The following is a 19,536-nucleotide window of genomic DNA, read 5'->3' on the forward strand; positions in this document are numbered from 1 at the left end:
CTCGCGCCCGCAATGAGACAGCTAAAAATCAGCAAGCAGATCACCAACCGCGAAAGCCAGTCGCTGGATAAATACCTCCAGGAGATTGGCAAGGTGGATCTGTTAACCCCCGACGAGGAGGTAACGCTGGCGCAACGCATCAAAGAAGGTGACCAGCAAGCGCTGGAAAAACTCACCAAGGCTAACCTACGCTTCGTGGTGTCGGTGGCCAAGCAGTACCAGAACCAGGGCCTGAGCCTGGGCGACTTGATCAACGAGGGCAACCTCGGCCTGATCAAAGCCGCCAAGCGATTCGACGAAACCCGGGGCTTCAAATTCATTTCCTACGCCGTATGGTGGATTCGCCAGTCGATTCTGCAGGCTCTGGCCGAGCAGAGCCGCATCGTGCGTCTGCCCCTGAACCGGGTTGGCTCGCTGAACAAAATCAGCAAGTCGTTCTCGGAACTGGAGCAGAAGTTTGAGCGCGAGCCCTCGCCCGAGGAAATTGCCGAAGTACTGGAGTTGACTACCTCGGAAGTGGTGGATACGCTCAAGATTTCGGGCCGTCACGTATCGGTGGATGCGCCGTTCGTGCAGGGTGAAGAAAACCGCCTGCTCGACGTGCTCGAAAACGAGGACGAAGAATCGCCCGACACCGGCCTGATGAACGACTCGCTCCGCAAGGAAGTGCAGCGCGCCCTGAGCACGCTCACCAAGCGCGAAGCCGACGTCATCACGCTTTACTTCGGCCTGAACGGGGAACACTCGCTCACGCTGGAAGAAATCGGGGAGAAGTTCAACCTGACCCGCGAACGGGTGCGCCAGATCAAAGAGAAGGCCATCCGCCGCCTGCGCCACACCTCGCGCAGCAAGGCCCTGAAGCCGTACCTGGGGTAAGTAGTTCTACCCCGCAGCAGAAAACCCTGGCCTTTGGTTGGGGTTTTTTGTTGAATACGTGTCGGCGGCCTCCGTATTATCCTGCTTTCCCGGCGTTTCGGACAAAGTGGCCGATGTGCGGAGTTGGCGCAATTTTCGGCAATACGGAGTCGCACCGGATGAAAACCCGGGACGCGTGTACTTTTGCATCCCAATCTTAACCCTTCATGGCGCTGGCGCAAGCTGCCGCCACCTTCACTTGTATGGCGACTACCACCCCGGAACACATTAAGTGTCTGATTATCGGCTCCGGCCCGGCCGGCTACACGGCGGCTATTTACGCGGCCCGCGCCAACCTGAAACCCGTGATGTACCAGGGCCTGCAGCCCGGCGGCCAGCTCACGATTACCAACGACGTCGAGAACTTCCCCGGTTACCCCGACGGCATCATGGGTCCCGAAATGATGGAGGACCTCAAGAAGCAGGCCGCCCGCTTCGGCACCGATATCCGCTACGGCATTGCCACCTCGGTGGACTTCTCGGGCCACCCGCACCGCGTGACAGTGGATGAGAAGGTGGAGCTGACGGCCGATACCATCATTATTGCCACCGGGGCCTCGGCTAAGTGGCTGGGGCTGCCCTCGGAGCAGCGTCTGAACGGCTCGGGTGTATCGGCCTGCGCCGTGTGCGACGGGTTCTTCTACCGCGGCAAGGACGTGGCCATTGTAGGTGCCGGCGACACGGCAGCCGAAGAGGCTACCTATCTGGCCAACCTGTGCAACAAGGTGTACATGATTGTGCGCAAAGGCGAGATGCGCGCCTCGAAAATCATGCAGAAGCGCGTGACCGACAACCCCAAAATTGAGGTGCTCTGGAACACGGTAACCGATGAAATCCTGGGCGAGCACGCCGTAGAGGGCGCCCGCGTGAAAAACGTGCTGGACGGCACCACCCGCGACCTAGCCATCGAGGGCTTCTTCGTAGCCATCGGCCATGACCCGAACTCCAAGATCTTCCAGCCCTACCTGCACCACGATGAGCAGGGCTACCTGAAAACCATTCCTGGCACGGCTAAAACCAACGTGGACGGTGTATTCGCCTGCGGCGATGTGCAGGACTACACCTACCGCCAGGCCGTAACGGCCGCCGGTTCCGGCTGCATGGCCGCCCTCGACGCCGAGCGCTACCTGGCCGCGCTGGGGGACCACTAAAAGTGAATGAGCGAGTGAGTGAATGCGTGAGTTAAGCGGGCGTCACACTATCCTCCGGGATGGGACGTTGAGCTTACTTGCTCATTCACTCACTTGCCCAATCACTCTTTCACTCATTAATTTTTTGCCCTTGCTCCATTTTGTGAAACATTGGCTGCTGCCGCTACTACTGATCGGGCTGTTTTTAGGCTTGCCCGGCCAGCTGCTGGCCCAGCGACGCAAAGCGCCAGAGCCGAAGGCAAAAGCCGGCTCTGCGGGCAAGCGGAGTGATTTCTTCCGCATCAAATCTCCCACCATCCGCTACGTGCGGCCCGATACCACTATTCTGATCCAAACGGAGGAGCTGCCTGAGGAGGGCTCCGACGCCGCGAAGTCCATCTTCTTCAACCCCGCCAAAAAGCTGTCCATTGTGAGCGAGGACACTACCACGCTCAACGAAGGCGGGCAGGAGATTGTGGAGATGTCGGAAGAGGTGAAAATCGACTCTTCCTGGATTAAGGTGGCCGGCTACTATGCCATCTGGGACACCCACAACATCAACCCGTACCGCGTAGACGGCCGCCGGTTGCGCGACACGCTGAACCTGCGCCTGACCGAGCCGGAGCGTCAGCGCTTCGCCAAAATGCCGTTGGTAAAAACCCCGCTGACCTCGGATTTCGGGTTCCGGGGCTACCGCTGGCACTACGGCGTGGATCTGGACCTGGAAACCGGAGACTCCGTGAAAGCCGCCTTCGACGGGGTGGTGCGCATTGTGAAGTGGGACGGCTCGGGCTACGGCAACTACGTGCTCATCCGCCACTACAACGGCATCGAAACGCTGTACGGCCACATGCAGAAGTCGCTCGTGACGCCGGGCACATTTGTGAAGGCCGGCCAGCTGATCGGCCGGGGCGGCAGCACCGGGCGCAGCAGCGGCTCGCACCTGCACTTTGAGGTGCGCTACGAAGGCAACCCCATCGACCCGGAGCAGATGTACGACTTCCCCGACTACCGGTTGGTGAAGGACAATTTCCAGATTACTTCCGGCCTGTTTGCGTACTACAGCAAGTCGCTGAAGTACCGGGGCGGCAGCGTGCCGGGCGCGGCCAGCGGCAGTAGCCGCAGCAGCGCCAGTAGTGGCAAACCCACCCAGGCGCGCCGCATTGTGTCGCACAAAATCCGCAGCGGCGATACACTGTCGGAAATTGCCGATAAATACGGCGTGTCGCAGGCCCAGATCCGGCGCCTGAACGGTGGCACCGCCGTGCTGCGCGTGGGCCGGACGCTGCGGATCAAGTAAATAGCGTAAGAGCTGAATGGTTAAATGGCTGGTCGTTCAACGAATCGTCGGAACAGCCAGCCATTTAACCATTCAGTTTTTCAACCATTCAAGTAAATGAAACTAGACATCCTGGCTTTTGGGGCGCACCCCGATGATGTAGAAATGTCAGCAGCTGGTACGCTGCTGGCCGCAGCAGCGGCGGGCAAGAAAATTGGCATCGTCGACTTTACGCGGGGTGAGCTGGGCACGCGTGGCACGCCCGTTACCCGCGCCGAGGAAGCCGCCAATGCCAGCCGCATTCTGGGCCTGCACGCTCGTGAAAATCTGGGGCTGGCCGACGGCTTTTTCCGCAACGACCGGGAGCACCAGCTGCCGCTGATTGCGGCCCTGCGGCGCTACCAGCCCGATGTGGTGCTCTGCAACGCCATTACGGACCGCCACCCCGACCACGGCCGCGGCGCCCAGCTTGCCTCGGATGCCTGCTTTCTGAGCGGCTTACGCATGATTGAGACGCTGGGCGAAGACGGCCAGCCGCAACTGCCCTGGCGCCCCCGCGTGGTGTACCACTACATCCAGGACCGCCAACTGCCATCTGATTTCGTGGTGGATATTACGCCGCACTGGGTGAAGAAGTGGGAGTCTATTCAGGCCTATCAGACCCAGTTTTTCAACCCTAGCCTCGACCAGCCACAGACCTACCTTTCCAGCCAGGAGTTTGGCAAGTTTATGGAAGCCCGCGCCCGCGAGTTTGGCCACCTGATCGGGGTGGAGTTCGGCGAAGGCTTCACGCGGCAGCGGCCCGTAGGCGTGCGGGAAATTTCGGACTTGATATAGCGTAACGCCTTTTACCACCAAAACGATACCGCCCCGGTCGTCCGACAGCCCTTGCTGCCCGACGACCGGGGCGGTATCGTTTTGATTGCCGCCAGCCGCTAAGCCGGCCGGGCAGATTGGAGGAGAAGATTGGCTTGCATTTGTTCACGTGTCAGGCGCTCGGCGCACTTGCCGCAGCATACCGTGTAGGCTGGCGTGCCGGCGCTCCGCAGCACCAGCACCGGAATACGTGTGTGGTAAGCCTGCGTGGTGGTGTAGCAGGCATCGAAGTAGCGCAGTAGCTCGGCGCGGCTGGCGGGCGCTATGATGAGCAGCTGCGCCTGCTGGCGCGCGCAAAAATCACTCACGCCTTCCAGCGCCGACTCGTCTTCGAGCAGGTGGGTGTGCGCGTGGGGCCAGGTTAGCTGACGCAGGGCACGGGTCTGGGCCTGCTTGAGAGCAAGGCGCCGGCTGCGCTCGGTGGGGGCGTAGAACTGCACCAGATCCAGGGTACCGGGGAAAGCCTCCGCCAGGGCCGACAGCCGCGGGAGCGTGTGGAGCGGGAGCGTGCTGAAATCGGCGCTGAACACCAGCCGGCTGGGCAACGGGCGGCGGCCGGGCGGCACCACCAGCACGGGGCAGGCAATGAGGTCGGCAATGGCGGCGGCGTGGTTGCCGGGCGCTTCCTGGCGGCCGCAGTCCACGTGCTCCAGGCTCATCACCACCAGTTGGGCGGCGCAGCGCGCTGCTTCGGCGGCAATGTGGTCGTGGAGGCAGCCACGGAGCACGCGGTAGTGGTAGCGGATGCGGCGGCCGTCGTGGCGGGTAAGCTGCTGGTAGCGCAGGCGCTCCACGAGGCTGCGCAGGCGCTGTTCTTCCGCGGCCAAGTCGGCACCAGACGGGCTGGTAGGCGCGGCAGCATCGGCCGCGGGCGGCTGGCAGTAGAGCAGCACAATTTCGGCCGGCCAGCGCACGGCCAGCTTGTTGGCATAGGCGAGCAGGTGTTCGGCCGAAGCCGTGTGGTCGAGGGGAACGAGGAGCGTGTTCATAAAGCAAGCGTCAGGCAATCGGAAGGAAGCAGGTAGAAGTGACTAGTGGCTACATTGAACGGCCGGTGGTGCAGCCGGCCGGGCTACTTTTGCCGCAGAGGCGGCGCTCAGATGCGCAATGCCCAGCTTCCGCCGGATAGACGAAAGCTGCTTCCAGCCGGCCTTTGTGGAGATATAGCAGGTGCGCAACCGGTTATTTGCCGTAAATACAAACGCTGTTTTGCGTCTGATGCGGTAACTGTGCAATTCCGGGCTTTCGGTCAGCCGGACGCGGGCACCGGGGCAGAAGCTGCCGCCGTGGACGCAGGCCAGAGAGGTGAGGGGAGTGGCAGGAGCAGTAGGCATGGGCAAAGGAGCTGATGTCAGCCTCAAAGCTCCTCCGCTTCATGCGCCCATCACCTGACGAATGTCATGCCCATACCTGATTGATTTCAGGCGCAGGATATTGCGCAAAAGGGGGCATTCTTTCCCGTGCGGGGTATTATATCCAAAAGCCGGGTGGACATGGCCTGGTAGCTTGCCGCCGATATTGCCGCAACAGATCAGGGGCAGCACATTGCGGCTGCGGGCTGGGTGGTGCCAGCTACCAGTGGCCGTTGCGCAACCGGGCGGGCTGCAGCACCCGGATGTTTTTGGGCGTCAGCTCGATCAGGCCATCGTGCCGGAATTCGCTCAGCGTACGAATCAGCGACTCGGGTGCCGTGCCCACCATAGCTGCCAGGTCGTCGCGGGAGAGTTGGATGGCGGCTTCCGGGGTGCTGCCGAACTGCTCGTGCAGGTGCAGCAGCGTGTCGGCCACTCGACGCCGGATGGAGTTGTAGGCCATATCCAGCAACTGCTGCTCCCGCTCTCGCACCCGGCCCGCCAGCAGCCGAATAAACTGCTGGCCCACCTCGGCGTTGTGCATCACGAGCTGCAGAAAATCACTCTTCGGAATGTGTACCAAGTCGGCATCGTCCACGGCCACGGCTGAGTCGTCGTAGGGCGTGCGCTGCAGCACCGACAGGTACCCGAAAAACTCGCCGGGGCCGTAGAGGCCCGTAATCAGCTCCTTGCCGCCGCCGGTGGTTTTCACGGTTTTCACCCGGCCACTCTGCACAAAGTACACCCGCGCCGGTTCGTCGCCTTCACGGTAGATGTCTTGTTTTCTGCGCACGGCGTGAGGCTTGCGGTCCACGGACAGGCGCTGCAGGCCGTCCACGGCGCGGGCATCGTCCAGAAACTCGTGCAGGCCGCCTTCGCCGCGCAGGTCGTAGTCGGGCTGCAGGCGGCGGAAGCGGTTGAGGCGGCCCGTGATGGCGCTCAGCAGTTCGGCCTCATCGAAAGGCTTGGTGAGGTAGTCGTCGGCGCCCAGCTCCATGCCGCGGCGCTGGTCGGTGCGCTCGGTTTTGGCGGTCAGGAAGATGAACGGAATGCCGGCCAGCCGGGGGTTCTGGTTGAAGATATGCAGCACGCCGTAGCCATCGAGCACGGGCATCATGATGTCGCAGATCACCAGGTCGGGGCGTACGGCCAGGGCCTGCTCCACACCCAGCCTGCCGTTTTCGGCGGTATGCACGGTGTAGCCGGCCAGCTCCAGAATCTCGGCGGTGTTTTCGCGAATCGGGGCGTGGTCTTCAATCAGCAGAATGGTTTTCATAGGGGAGGGAGATAGTGACGGTGGTGCCGACCCCCAGCTGGCTGTGCAGGGCAATGGTGCCGCCCATCAGCTCCAGGTACTTGCCAACGATGTAAAGCCCCAGGCCGGTGCCGGGGATGTTAGTGACGTTGCGGGCCCGGAAAAACCGCTCGAACAGGTGCTGCTGGTCTTCCTTGGAAATGCCCACGCCTTCATCCTGCACCACCAGCGTGAGGCGGCCAGCCTGGCAGGCCGCGCGCACCTGCACCGTGGTGTTTTCGGCGGCGTACTTGAGGGCGTTGGAAAGCAGGTTGACCAGGATTTTGCGCAGCAGCGACGTGTCCAGCCAGGCGGGCTCGGTGCCCAGCAGCTCCGGCACAATGCGCTGGCCCGGCCGCAGTAGTCCCTGCACGTCGGCCACGGTTTCCTGCAGCAGCTCCGGCAGATCCAGCTGGGTGGGGCGGGCCTGCACCCGGCCTTCCTCAATCTTGCCCACCGACAGAAACTCTTCCAGAATGTCGCTCAGGTGCTTGACCGAGGTGCGGATACGGTCCAGGTGCCGCAGGCGCTTGTCCTGCTGGTCGGCGCCGGGGTACTTTTCGATGAGGGCGGCCGAGGTGAGCACTGTGGTCAGGGGCGTGCGGAACTCGTGGGAGGCCATGCTCACAAAGCGCGACTTCAGTTCGCCCAGCTCCTGCTCGGCGGCCAGGGCCTGGGTTAGCTCGCGGGTGCGCTGCTCCAGCTGGCCCAGTGTGGTCATCAGGGCGTGGGTGCGGTCGGCTACCTTGCGTTCCAGGTCGGCGTTGAGGCGCTCCACGCGCTGACGCTGAGCAATCAGCTCCCGCTCAGCTTCCTTTTTGAAGGTGATGTCGATGATGTAGGACACCACGAACAGCTCGTCGTCGAGGTGGAAGTAACTGAGGCTGATTTCCACCGGAAACACGCTGCCATCCTGGCGCAGAGCTTCCAGCGCGCCACGGTGGGCACCCATCACGCGGGCGGTGGGGTGGGCGTTGAAGCCGGCCCGCAACTGTTCGTGGCGGCGGCCGGCGGCATCGGGCACCAGCTCCTCGATGCGGCGGCCCGTGAGGCCCGTCGGGCCGGGGTAGCCGAACAGCTCCTGGGCCTTGGCATTGGCTAGCTCGATTTGGCCCTGGCGGTTGCAGACGATGATGCCGATGGTGGCGTGCGAAAACACGGCTTCAAACCGACCCAGGCTCTGCGCCAGCTGCTGCTCGGCCTGGTGCAGCGGCTGGGTGTTGGTGAGCCGCACCAGCAGATAGGGCCGCCCCTCCAGCTGCAACGGCGAAGCCTCTACCTGGGCCCAGAACGTGTGGCCGGCCTGGTGGCGCACCTCCAGCTCCTGCTCGTAGCGGCCTTCCTGCCGGATTTTTTCACGCAGCACGGCTTGGTCGGCGGGCAGGAGCGGCGCGGCCCGCAACGACCGGACCGGGTCCTGGTAGAGGGCCTGGGCCGAGGGGTAGCCCAGCAGCTGGTAGCCGGCCGCATTCACCCGCGAAAACCAGCCCAGCGTTACGTCGTAGAGGCCCACAAAGTCCTTGGCCTGCTCAAACAGAATGTCGGTTAGCGGATTCTGGTATAGCTGGGTGGGCATGGGCGGCAAGAAACAGAGAAGGGCGCAACTTGCGCAAAAAACCACAGATGACCTCTCTCAGCTGCCTGCCTGACGTTCGTCATGTGGGCGGGGGAGCCTGAATGGTAGTTTTGGCCTCGTCCTTCCCCATTTTCACCGCCGCCCATGCCAGGCTATCCTTCACCGGCGGCGCCAGAACTGCCGGCTGCTGCCGTGCTGCTGGTGCTGCTGCCCGCGTCGTCGTTTTCGGTCCCGGCAGCCGGGCCCGGCTTTTCGGCCCTCGATCTGGCGGCACTCCAGCGCCTGTTGGGCGCGGCCGTGCAGGTGATGCAAGTCAATGAGGCAGCTTTTCCGGCGGTGGTACACAGCTTTGCGCCCGAGCAGCTGCCCACCTGCGTGCTGCTGCACCAGGGCGTGGAGCTGTGGCGCCAGCCCGGCGTGCCCACCCCGGACGGCGTGGCCGCCCTCTACCGGGTGCTGCTGCAGGCCGGCATCAGTTGATAGGAACTGGTTGAATTGAGCTGGCCCATCAACGAAACGCAGTAGCAGAAACGCGGGTTATGGCGTTTCTGCTACTGCGTTTTTGCCTTAGTCGCTCGTCAGGCTTTGGCCCGCCGCACGGCTTTGTAGATTTCGACCCAGCCCGTGCCGGCCAGCGCCGCCAGCGTGCACCAACCCAGCGCGGCCGGTGGCACCAGCACAAACCCGAACAGCTGCCGGGCCGCGGGCACCAGTAGCGTGCCCAGTAGCAGCGCCAGCGTAAGGCCCAGCATCAGCCACAGTATCGGGTTGGGCACCCGCAGCATCCGCCCCACCGACTGCGTAAATGACCGGCTGCTGAGCGTGAGAAAGATGTTGCTGAGCACCAGCGTGGCAAACACCAGCGTGCGTACCGCCGCTTCGGGCTGGCCCTGGCGCATGGCCACGTAGTAGACGCCCAGCACCGCCGCCGAAATGCCCAGGCCCTGCACCAGGCTGCGGCTTAGCTCGGCCCCGGCTAGGAGGGTGGCCGTGAGGGGGCGCGGGGGCTGCAGCATCTGGCCGGCTTCGGCGGGTTCGTTTTCGAAGGCAATAGAGCAAGTAGGGCCCATCACCAGCTCCAGGAAGATGATGTGTACGGGCGTGAGCAGGTTGGCCAGCGGCCAGCCCGCCAGCAGCGGCACGGCCACCGTCAGCACAATGGGCAGATGGATGGACACCACGTAGAACACAGCCTTCTTGAAGTTCTGGTAGATGCGGCGGCCCTGCGCAATGGCCGTCACCATGCTGCCCAGGTCGTCATCCACGAGCACCAGCGAGGCCGCCTGCCGGGCTACCTCAGTGCCGCGCCGGCCCATCGCCACGCCGATGTGGGCGGCCTTGAGGGCCGGGCCGTCGTTGACGCCGTCGCCGGTCATGGCCACCACGGCGCCGTTCTTTTTCAGGGCTTCCACCACGCGCAGCTTGGCTTCCGGAAACATGCGGGCAAATACGGCAGTGGCCGCGGCCTGCCGCTGCAGCTCGGGCTCGGGCAGGTCCATCACCTGCTGGCCAGTGAGCAGCGTATTGGCGTCGGGCAGCTGAATCTGGCGGGCAATGGCCTGGGCGGTTTCGGGGAAATCGCCGGTAATCATCTTCACCTGAATGCCGGCCTGCGTGAAGGCCCGGACCACCTCAGCAGCGTTGGCTTTGGGCGGGTTTTCCAGCGCCACCAGCCCCAGAAGCGTCCACCGGAAATCGTCCTGCTCCGCCGGGAAGCCGCCCGATGCGGGCTGGCCCTGCGCCACGCCCAGCACCCGGTAGCCCTGCGTAGACAGCTGCCGGGCCATTTCGCGCACCCGGCTGGCATCGGTCGGGGCCAGGCGGCATACGGCCAGAATGTGCTCTACTGCTCCCTTGGCCGCCACCACCTGCGCGCCGCCGATTTGCCGTACGTGGGTCATCATGGGGGGCGTGCCGGCCAGCGGGTACTCGTGCACCATGGGGCAGGGGGCCTGGGCCTCGGCGGCGCTGGCCGTGGCGAAGGCCGCCATCAGGGCCTGTTCCATGGGGTCGAACGGGGTGGTTTCGCTGGCCCAGCGGGCGTAGGCCAGCACCTGCGTGGCCGGCGCGGGCAGCGCGCCCGGCACCGGCAGCAGCGCCTGGGTGGCTTCGGCGTACACCTGGGCCAGGCGCATGCCGTCCTGGGTGAGGGTGCCGGTTTTGTCGGTGCAGATGATGGTGGCCGAGCCCAGGCTTTCCACGGTTTGAGGCTGTTTGGTGAGCACGCCCAGCCGGCTCAGGCGGGCGGCGCCCAAGGCCATAAAGCTGCTGAAGGCCATCGGAATTTCCTCGGGCAGAACGGACATGGCCAGCGTGAGCCCAAACAGCAGCGCCGTCACCCAGTTGCCGGAGTGGGCATAGTTCACGCCCCACACCAGCGCAAAGGCACCCGCGCCCACCCAGGCCATGCGCAGCACAAACTGGTGCACCTGCCGCTGCAGCGGCGTTTTTTCGGTGACGATGCTTTCCATGCTGTGGCCGATGACGCCCAGCCGGGAGCTGTTGCCGACGGCCGTGAGCTGCAGCCAGGCGCTGCCCGCCACGGCGCTGGTGCCGCCAAACACGGCGTCGCCGGGGGCCTTGGCTACTGGCACGGCCTCGCCGGTCAGGATGGCCTCATCCACCGAGAAGTCGTTGGGCTCGGTCACGGTGCCGTCGGCGGGCAGGCGGCTGCCCTCGGCTACCAGCACGGCATCGCCCACCACCAGCTCCTCAACCGGTACCGTAACCACCGCCCCGTTGCGCCGCACCTGGGCCTGGGGCTGGGTAAGCTCGCGCAGGGCGCTTAGGGCTTGGTTGCTGCGTATATTCTGGTAGAGGGAAATGCCCGCTACCAGCAGCAGGGCCAGCAGCAGCGTAATGGCTTCCTGGGCTTGGCCCAGCACCACGTACAAGCCGCCGGCCGTCAGGAGCAGCAAAAACATGGGCTCCAGCACCACTTCCTTCAGGGTACTCAGCCAGCCGGCCCCGGCGGGTGCCGCCAGGGTGTTGCGGCCATGCGCCCGGCGGGCTTCGGCTACGGCCGCATCAGTGAGGCCCGGGCCGCCGGCAGTTTCGCTGGCCACGGAGGCAGCGGCTGAGGAGGCTGGTTTCGGCGGGGCGGGAGCGGGGAGTGCAGCGTGCATGGCGGCGGTTAATGATATACGAAACCCGGTGCCCCGTGCGTAGGGCAACAGCCAGCGGGGCGGGTACCGGGCCCATGCCCGATGCCCGCCCCGCCTGGGTTCAGGAGTGGAAGGATACCGCTGACCGGTGGCACGCTGCCAGCCGGCCGGAAAAACCGGCTCAGGGCAATAGCGGCTCGGGGGCGGTGGGCAGCAGCAGCACCGGTAGCGGCGTGTGGCACAGCACATGGTCGATGACGCTGCCGTGGAAGAGCTTGTGCACCCAGCCGTGGCCCTGGTCGAGCAAACCCACCATATCCGCCGACAGTTCTGCCGCAGCCTGCAGAATGCCTGGCCCCAGTGCGTCGCCGGTGGCTTTGTGCAGCCCGCAGCCACTTATGGCGGCGCTCAGGCCGGAGTGCTGCAGGGCCCGCAGCCCGGTCCAGCCCTCGGCGTGCTGGTCGGCGGGCAGCACGCACACTGCTACTACCTCGGTGTCCAGCGCATCGAGCAGAGGCGCTACGGCGGTGGCGGCCGGCGCCAGCCGAAACGCCCGGTCCTCGACGGCCAGGGCCAGGCGGCGCGGCGCGTGCAGGGCCGAGTCGGGGAGGTGCTCCGGCACCAGTAGCAGCGGGTAGCCGGTTTCATGGGCCAGGGGCAGGGCACGGTTGCTGAGCCACTCATCCAGCAGGCCCTCGGTAGCCGTGAGGCCGGCCACCAGCAGCAGCGGATGGTAGTGGTTGAGGGTGTACACCACCGCCCCGTACCAGTCGGTTTCCAGCAGCTCGGCCGTGGCCGGCACCGACAGGCTGGCCGCCACCTGCTCCAGCGCCTGCCGGGTTTCCTGCGCGTAGCGGGTGTCAATGGGCGGCATAATCACCCCGAACTCGGTGGCCGTGAGCGGCATCGGCGAGTAGGCGTGCACGAGATGCAGCTCAGCGCCCAGCGCCACCGCCAGCGCAGCGGCATAGGCCTGGGCCCGCTCGGCGGCGGCCGAAAAATCGGTGAGAACAACCAGGTTGGGTTTCATGGTGCAAGAGGAAAAAGTAGCAGAGTGCATCGTGCCAAGGTATCAGCGAAGCGCGTGCCGCGTGCCGCTTAGCACATCGGGGGCATCCAGCCGGGCTGTTCGGGCGCTTCAACCGGCAGCAGCAGCACCGGCACGCGGCTGCCGCGCAGCACCTGGGCCGTCACGCTGCGGTGAAACCGCCCCACGAAGCTCCGGGGACGGGCCATCAGCACCAGCAAATCGGCCTGCATGTCGTCCAGGGCCTGCAGAATCCCGGTAGCCGGGGGCATGAGCTTGGACTCGTAGAGCACGGGCGCGGTGGCGGCCGGCAGCAGCCCGCTCAGGCGCACGGCCCCGAGGGCCCGCTGGCCCGCAAAGGCCTCCCGCTCGGCTGTTGGCGCTACGTGTACCACCGTGAAATCGGCGCCCCAGCGGGCCAGCAGCGGGGCTACGGCCCGGGTGGCGGCGTTTGGCGTGAATTCTTCGGCATCGACAGCCAGCACGACGCGGCGCGGGGGGACCTCTGCGGAGGCCGCGGCTGGCACCAGCAGTAGCGGGCGGTGCGTGGCCCGCAGCACGGGTAGCGCCTGGTTGTGCAGCAGGTGGTCGAGCGTATCCTGCTCCGCGCTCAGGCCCATGGCCAATAGCAGCGGCTGGTGCCGCCGCACGGCTTCATCCACGGCCTCGGGCGCCGACCATACCGACACTTCCACGCTGGCCGGGGCGCTCAGGCGGTCGGCCAGCTGGTGCAGCGCCACCGAGGTTTCGGCCTGGCTGCGGTAGGCCTGCGTGGTGGTCACGGTCACTAGCTCGGGGTCCAGCACCGGATTGTGGTAGAGGTGCAGCAGCACCAGCCGGGCGTGCAGCGGCGCTCCGAGCAGGCCCGCATAGCGCGCGGCCTGCTCAGCGGGGGCGGCCAGATTGGTCAGGACGAGAAGGGAAGGAGGAGGCATAACGCAGCGCTGGAAAGAGGGAAATTGGCATCGGGCCGTCTGCCGCCGCCCGGCCCCGGCCTGCGGCGGCGGCGTCCCGCAACGGGTGCCGCGTCAGGCGGCGGGCCACTGCTGCGTGCCGCGCCGGTAGGCACTGGTGAGGGCCAGGGCGGCCAGCAGCAACATTGTAAGCAGGAGCGTGGGAGTAACCATGGTGTTTGGGTATTGGGGGCTGAAGGGCCCACGTTAGACAAGAAAATTTACTGCAAATTCGAAGTTTTATCCTGCTAATAAACTGACCTGCATCAGTTTGCGCTATGACATTCGTCATGCCCTGCGGGGTGAGCCTCAGCCAGGGCTGCCGGCGGCCAGGGCCCGCACCATTGGCTGAAGCTCGTGTGCCGGGGCTTCGCCCCGGTCCCAGGCCGTGAGGCTGGCCACGGTGGCTTCGGCAATGTTGGTGAGGGCCTCGCGGGTCAGGTAAGCCTGGTGGCCGGTGACGAGCACGTTTTTGAAGGTCAGCAGGCGGGCAAACGTGTCGTCGAGTAGCAGGTCGCGGGTGTGGTCCGTAAAAAACAGGCCCTTCTCGGCCTCGTATACATCCAGCCCCAGAAAGCCCAACTGGCCCGATTTAAGGGCCCGCAGCGCGGCGGCCGTGTCCAGCACGCCCCCGCGGCCGGTGTTAATGAGCATCACGCCGGGCTTCATGCTTTTCAGCAGCCGCTCATTGATCAGGTGGCGGGTTTGGGGTGTGAGCGGCGTGTGCACGCTGATGATGTCCGATTGGGCGCAGAGCTGGTTGAGCGGCACGTACTCCAGGCCGTAGCGCTCGGTCAGCTCGGGGTTGGGCTGCACGTCGGTGCCCAGTAGCCGGCAGCCAAAGCCGTGCAGAATGCGCGCCACCACGGCCCCAATGCGCCCCACGCCCAGAATTCCCACCGTTTTGCCGTGCAGCTCAAACCCGATCAGCTGGTCGAGGCGGAAGTCGTTGGCGCGCAGCTGCTGGTCGGCCTGGCGCAGGTGGCGGCACAGCGTCAGCATGAGCGTCACGGCGTGCTCGGCAATGGCGTGGGGCGAGTAGTCGGGCACGTTGGCCACCCGGATGCCCAGCTGCCGGGCCGCCACCAGGTCTACGTTGTCGTAGCCGGCGGCGCGCACGGCTACGTAGCGCACGCCGTAGCCGCCCAGCTGCTCCAGCACCGGCCCCGACACGTCATCGGGGCTGAACACGCTGATGGCCGCCGCGCCCTGGGCCAGATGGGCGGTGTCGGCGCACAGGCGCGTGTCAAGCAGCTGCAGCTGGTGGTGGCGGGTGTTGGCGTGCTGCAGAAAGCTGCGCTCAAACGATTGAACACTGAACAGGGTGGCGCGCATAGGGCAGGGCGAAACGCAACCCGGCCACCCACCGAAAACCGGCAGGCCGGGCAGGCTGCAGCACAAGGTTACGGCCTAGCCCGGTCGGTTTCCATGACGAACGTCATGCCCGCCGCTAAGCTTTGGCATAGGACGGGCGGCGGCGGCACCGGTGCTTTGCAACCTACTTTCTCTTCCCGCTACGCCCCCTGCTCATGGCCACTTCGCTGCTGATTCTCACCGACTTCTTCCAGGCCGCCAACCGCGCCCTCGACTACGCCACCAATCTGGCTGGCCCGCTGGGTGCGCGCCTGGTGCTGCTGCACGTACGCCGCGACTCCGTCCTCGACCCCGAAATGTTCACCGGCGAGCTGTCCAACCTGAGCCAGGAAGCCGTTGGCCTGGCCCTCAGTAGCCTGGCCGGCAACCTGGCCGTGCCCGTAGTGGCCGAAGTGGCGCACGGCCGCGTGGCGTTTGCCGTGGCCGATGCCGTCAGCCGCCACCATCCGGCCCTCATCATCCTGGGCCGCCCCGACCACACCGGCACGCCTGATGAGCTGGTGCAAACCACCGCCCTCGACATCCTGCGCACGGCTCCGTACCCCATGCTGGTGGTGCCCCACAGCCAGCAGTCCACCGCCCCACCCCGGCGCGTGCTCCTGGCCGTCGATGGCGAGCCGTTCACGCTCGGCGAGTACGCTGGTTCCGCCCGCCACCTGCTCACGACGCTGCAGGCCCAGCTCACGGTGCTGCACGTCGCCCCCGACGGCGGTTCGTCGGCCGCCACCGAAACCCAGGCCCTGGACTCCGTGCTGCGCACCGGCCTCACCATCGATTTGCCGCCGGTGCAGACCCGCACGGTCGGGCACGCTCCGCCCGCCGCCGCCATCCTGCACGCCGCCAACCCCGCCGACTATGATCTGGTGGTGCTGATTGCCCGGCACCGCAGCTTCTTCGGGCAGCTCTTTCACCGAAGCGTAACGGCCCAGGTGCTGCTGCACAGCCGGCTGCCGGTGCTGGTGCTGCCTGCGGCGTAGTATGGGCGCCGAACAAGGGAAGCTGGAGCCGAAATAGAGAGCTGTACTAGCCCTCTAATAAGTTTATACAAAGCAAAACGCCCGACCAGATGGTCGGGCGTTTTGCTTCACAGTAGCCTGCTTATTCTACCGCACCCCCAGCCGGTTGCGCTTCCAAGCCGAGCCGGTAGCGGCTGGCGCGTCAGCGGATGCAGCGGTGGCACCGGGTTTTTTGTCCGTCAGGAGCATGGCGGTGAGCACGGCGGCGAGCTTGGCGGTGGCTTCATCGGGGGCGGCGGGCTTCAGGGCGTCGGCCGGGAAATGGTCGCGGATGAAGTTGGTGTCGAAGTTGCCGCTCACGAAGGCCGGGTGCTGCAGCACGTAGCGGCCGAAGCCCAGCGTGGTTTCGATGCCCGTAATCTGGTACTCCTCAATGGCGCGCAGCATCCGGGCAATAGCCTCCTCGCGAGTAGCCCCGAAGGTGACGAGCTTGGCAATCATCGGGTCGTAGTAAATCGGAATTTCCATACCCTGCTCAAAACCGTCGTCGACGCGCACGCCGGGGCCCTGGGGGCGCACGTAGGTGGTCAGCGTCCCGATGTCGGGCAGGAAGTTGTTCTGCGGATCCTCGGCGTACACGCGCAGCTCCAGGGCGTGGCCGGTGATGGTCAGGTCTTCCTGAGAGAAGGCCAGGGGCAGGCCCTGGGCCACCTTGATCTGCTCCTTTACCAAGTCGAGGCCGGTGATTTGCTCTGTCACGGGGTGCTCTACCTGCAGGCGGGTGTTCATCTCCAGGAAGTAGAAATTGTGCTGATCATCGAGCAGAAACTCCACGGTGCCGGCCCCGGTGTAGTCGCAGGCGCGGGCCACATCCACGGCGCAGCGGCCCATTTCGGCGCGCAGCTCGGGCGTGAGCACCGAGGAAGGCGCTTCCTCAATCACCTTCTGGTGGCGGCGCTGAATCGAGCATTCCCGCTCGAATAGGTGCACGATGTTGCCGTGCTCGTCGCCCAGGACCTGAATTTCGATGTGGCGCGGGCCGGTCACGAACTTCTCGATGAACACCGAGCCGTCGCCGAAGGCCGAGGTGGCTTCGTTGATGGCTAGCTGCATCTGCTCCTCGAAATCTTCGGCCGAATTCACGATGCGCATGCCCTTGCCGCCGCCGCCGGCCGAGGCCTTGATCAGGATGGGGAAGCCCACCGTGGCGGCAATGCGCTTGGCTTCTTCCACGTCGGAAATAGCCTCATCGGTGCCGGGCACCAGCGGGATGTTGTAGGCTTTCACGGCCTGCTTGGCAGAAAGCTTGTCGCCCATCACGTTCATGGCTTCCGGCGAAGGACCCACGAAAATCAGCCCGGCCTCCGTGACCATGCGGGCAAACTCGGCGTTTTCGCTCAGGAAGCCGTAGCCGGGGTGAATGGCATCGACGCCCAATTGCTTGCAGACTTCCAGGATTTTGTCGCCGCGCAGGTAGCTGTCCTTGCTGGCGGGCGGGCCCACGCACACGGCCTCGTCGGCGTAGCGCACGTGCAGGGCGTTGCGGTCGGCCTCGGAGTAGATGGCTACGGTCTGCAGGCCCATTTCCTTGGCCGAGCGCAGCACGCGCAGGGCAATTTCGCCGCGGTTGGCAACGAGCAGCTTGGTTATTTTTTTCATCAGGAGAGAGGTGGAGCGGGTGGGAGTGGCAGCTGTCATCCTGAGCGGAGCGAAGGATCTTATCACGGGTAGACTACAATAGAACAGTTGCCGTTCCAGCGTGATGAGGTCCTTCGCTCCGCTCAGGATGACAGGGAATTTTCTGATTCTGACACCCAAAGAAACGCCATTCCGGCCGGACCGTAAAACCGTGCGCGCCAATTCGTGGATGGTTGGAAGCCTGCCTGCTGAGGGTTACCTTTGCGGATTGCCATAACTTTGTACATTCCCCGGTGGTTAGTTCTTCGCGGACAGCCGCTCGTTTCCTTTCACATTAACCCGTCCCCTCGTGGATCTATTTGAGAAGATTGCCGCCAACCGCGGCCCGCTGGGCAGCCACTCGCACTACGCGCACGGCTATTTCACGTTCCCTAAGCTGGAAGGCGAAATCAAGCCCCGCATGATTTTCCGCGGCAAGGAGGTGCTCACCTGGAGCCTGAACAACTACCTGGGCCTGGCCAACCACCCCGAGGTGCGCAAGGCCGACGCCGACGCCGCTGCCGAGTTCGGCATGGCCCTGCCCATGGGCGCCCGCATGATGTCCGGCAACTCCAACCTGCACGAGCAGCTGGAAAATGAGCTGGCCGAATTCGTGATGAAGCCCGACTGCATGCTGCTCAACTTCGGCTACCAGGGCGTGGTGTCTATCATCGACGCCATGGTGAACCGCCACGACGTGATTGTGTACGACGCCGAGTCGCACGCCTGCATCATCGACGGGGTACGCCTGCACGCCGGCAAGCGCTTCGTGTATACCCACAACGACATGGGTAGCCTGGAGAAGCAGCTGGAGCGCGCCAAGCGCCTCACCGACGAAACCGGCGGCGGCATCCTCGTGATTACCGAGGGCGTGTTCGGCATGTCGGGCAACCAGGGCGACCTGCGCGGCGTGATTGCGCTGAAGGAGAAATTCCAGTTCCGGCTGTTTGTGGATGATGCGCACGGCTTCGGCACGATGGGCACTACCGGCGCCGGAACGGGCGAAGAACAGGGCGTACAGGACGGCATCGATCTTTATTTTTCGACGTTTGCGAAGAGCATGGCCAGCATTGGCGCCTTCGTAGCCGGCCCCGAGAACGTAATTGAATATTTGCGCTACAACATGCGCAGCCAGATTTTCGCCAAAAGCCTGCCCATGCCGCTTGTAGTGGGCGCTTTGAAGCGGTTGGAGCTGCTGCGCACCCGTCCCGAGCTGAAGGAAAACCTTTGGACCATTGTGCGGGCCCTGCAGAGCGGCCTGCGCGAAAAAGGCTTCAATATCGGCACCACCACCTCGCCCGTAACGCCGGTGCTGCTGGAGGGCCAGATTCCCGACGCCACCCAGGTAACCTTCGATCTGCGTGAGAATCACGGCATTTTCTGCTCTATCGTGGTGTATCCGGTAGTGCCGAAGGGCGTCATCATGCTGCGTATTATCCCTACCGCGGTTCATACCCTCGAGGACGTGGATACGACCATCAAGGCGTTCGAAGTGGTGCAGGAAAAGCTGTCGAAAGGGCTTTATTCCAAAGCCGAAGTACCTGCCGGCCTGCAGAACTAGGTTCGGCTTCGCTAAATACAAAAGCCAGTCCCTGAGAGGGGGCTGGCTTTTGTATTTGGTACTATTCTGTGATGCGGGTGGCCGAGGGTAAAACCTTAAATCAACTTTTTTTCAAAAAAAGTGGCCCTGAGAGCCGTGAAACGCGTTTAGGAAAAAAAGTGGGCCACTTGCTTGTATTTGAAATCCCTGTATATTAGGCCCGGTCAAACTATTTTTTCCACTCCACACAACCCCTCACACATGAGCAATTTCAGCCAACTCAAGGACCTCGTTATGGGCCTGGAAAGCGACTTCGAGAAGTTCTACGACAAGAACAACTCGGCCGCTGGCACCCGCGTGCGCAAAGGCATGCAGGAACTGAAGAACATGGCCCAGAGCATCCGCACGGAGGTTCAGAACGCCAAAAACAGCGCTGCTCCAGCTGCTGGTGCTGCTAAAGCTGCTCCGGCTGCCAAGAAGGCT

15 protein-coding genes and 1 pseudogene are annotated in these 19,536 nt (G+C 64.3%); 8 read left to right on the forward strand and 8 right to left on the reverse strand.

The genetic code is table 11. The annotated features are described in order from the left end of the window. Positions 1-12 precede the first annotated feature (12 nt). From O9Z63_RS07035 to bshB1, 4 genes are all read left to right on the forward strand, one after another. Positions 13-876 (forward strand): sigma-70 family RNA polymerase sigma factor, encoded by an 864-nt coding sequence (locus tag O9Z63_RS07035; protein ID WP_022823752.1) that lies wholly within the window; start codon positions 13-15, stop codon positions 874-876. A gap of 242 nt (positions 877-1,118) precedes the next feature. Beyond that, positions 1,119-2,066 (forward strand): thioredoxin-disulfide reductase, encoded by a 948-nt coding sequence (gene trxB, locus O9Z63_RS07040; RefSeq protein ID WP_270128599.1) that lies wholly within the window; start codon positions 1,119-1,121, stop codon positions 2,064-2,066. 142 nt (positions 2,067-2,208) lie between these two features. Next, positions 2,209-3,345 (forward strand): M23 family metallopeptidase, encoded by a 1,137-nt coding sequence (locus O9Z63_RS07045; RefSeq protein WP_270128600.1) that lies wholly within the window; start codon positions 2,209-2,211, stop codon positions 3,343-3,345. A gap of 96 nt (positions 3,346-3,441) precedes the next feature. After that, entirely contained in the window at positions 3,442-4,161 is a 720-nt protein-coding gene (bshB1, locus tag O9Z63_RS07050; RefSeq protein WP_270128601.1) for a bacillithiol biosynthesis deacetylase BshB1, read from the forward strand. 98 nt (positions 4,162-4,259) lie between these two features. Here bshB1 and O9Z63_RS07055 read toward each other — a convergent pair whose 3' ends face one another. The 3 genes from O9Z63_RS07055 to O9Z63_RS07065 form a co-directional block, all read right to left on the reverse strand. Further along, positions 4,260-5,189 (reverse strand): universal stress protein, encoded by a 930-nt coding sequence (locus O9Z63_RS07055; protein WP_270128602.1) that lies wholly within the window; start codon positions 5,187-5,189, stop codon positions 4,260-4,262. Between the two features lie 583 nt (positions 5,190-5,772). Continuing rightward, complete coding sequence (locus tag O9Z63_RS07060) at positions 5,773-6,828, reverse strand: response regulator (protein WP_270128603.1); 1,056 nt, start codon at positions 6,826-6,828, stop codon at positions 5,773-5,775. After that, positions 6,806-8,422, reverse strand: a complete 1,617-nt coding sequence (locus O9Z63_RS07065; RefSeq protein ID WP_270128604.1) for a sensor histidine kinase — start codon at positions 8,420-8,422, stop codon at positions 6,806-6,808. Before O9Z63_RS07065 ends, O9Z63_RS07060 begins: the two co-directional genes overlap by 23 nt. Before the next feature lie 144 nt (positions 8,423-8,566). On the opposite strand from O9Z63_RS07065, the gene O9Z63_RS07070 reads away from it, so the two are divergent. Beyond that, positions 8,567-8,902: a hypothetical protein gene (locus O9Z63_RS07070; protein WP_270128605.1), complete on the forward strand. Its 336-nt coding sequence runs from the start codon at positions 8,567-8,569 to the stop codon at positions 8,900-8,902. Between the two features lie 98 nt (positions 8,903-9,000). On the opposite strand, the gene O9Z63_RS07075 is transcribed toward O9Z63_RS07070, so the two are convergent. From O9Z63_RS07075 to O9Z63_RS07090, 4 genes are all read right to left on the reverse strand, one after another. Then, positions 9,001-11,547 carry a cation-translocating P-type ATPase gene (locus O9Z63_RS07075; protein ID WP_270128606.1) on the reverse strand — a complete coding sequence of 849 codons (2,547 nt, stop codon included), beginning with the start codon at positions 11,545-11,547 and terminating at the stop codon, positions 9,001-9,003. Positions 11,548-11,707: 160 nt separating this feature from the next. Then, positions 11,708-12,556: a universal stress protein gene (locus O9Z63_RS07080; protein ID WP_270128607.1), complete on the reverse strand. Its 849-nt coding sequence runs from the start codon at positions 12,554-12,556 to the stop codon at positions 11,708-11,710. Positions 12,557-12,624: 68 nt separating this feature from the next. Further along, a complete protein-coding gene (locus O9Z63_RS07085; RefSeq protein ID WP_270128608.1) occupies positions 12,625-13,488 on the reverse strand; it encodes a universal stress protein in 864 nt (287 codons plus the stop codon). A 327-nt stretch (positions 13,489-13,815) separates the two neighbouring features. Further along, positions 13,816-14,841 carry a 2-hydroxyacid dehydrogenase gene (locus tag O9Z63_RS07090; protein ID WP_270128609.1) on the reverse strand — a complete coding sequence of 342 codons (1,026 nt, stop codon included), beginning with the start codon at positions 14,839-14,841 and terminating at the stop codon, positions 13,816-13,818. A gap of 194 nt (positions 14,842-15,035) precedes the next feature. Here O9Z63_RS07090 and O9Z63_RS07095 point away from each other — a divergent pair, with 194 nt between their 5' ends. Beyond that, a complete protein-coding gene (locus O9Z63_RS07095; RefSeq protein ID WP_270128610.1) occupies positions 15,036-15,857 on the forward strand; it encodes a universal stress protein in 822 nt (273 codons plus the stop codon). A gap of 126 nt (positions 15,858-15,983) precedes the next feature. On the opposite strand, the gene accC is transcribed toward O9Z63_RS07095, so the two are convergent. Further along, positions 15,984-17,495: an acetyl-CoA carboxylase biotin carboxylase subunit gene (gene accC / locus O9Z63_RS07100; RefSeq protein ID WP_270128611.1), complete on the reverse strand. Its 1,512-nt coding sequence runs from the start codon at positions 17,493-17,495 to the stop codon at positions 15,984-15,986. A 328-nt stretch (positions 17,496-17,823) separates the two neighbouring features. On the opposite strand from accC, the gene O9Z63_RS07105 reads away from it, so the two are divergent. Further along, the gene (locus O9Z63_RS07105; protein ID WP_044017719.1) at positions 17,824-19,074 is read left to right on the forward strand and encodes an aminotransferase class I/II-fold pyridoxal phosphate-dependent enzyme; all 1,251 of its coding nucleotides are present in this window, start codon (positions 17,824-17,826) and stop codon (positions 19,072-19,074) included. A 240-nt stretch (positions 19,075-19,314) separates the two neighbouring features. Then, positions 19,315-19,485, forward strand: a pseudogene (locus tag O9Z63_RS21105) (histone H1); the annotation flags it as partial. Between the last annotated feature and the right edge of the window lie 51 nt (positions 19,486-19,536).

This window comes from Hymenobacter yonginensis (assembly GCF_027625995.1).
Classification (GTDB): Bacteria; Bacteroidota; Bacteroidia; order Cytophagales; family Hymenobacteraceae; genus Hymenobacter; species Hymenobacter yonginensis.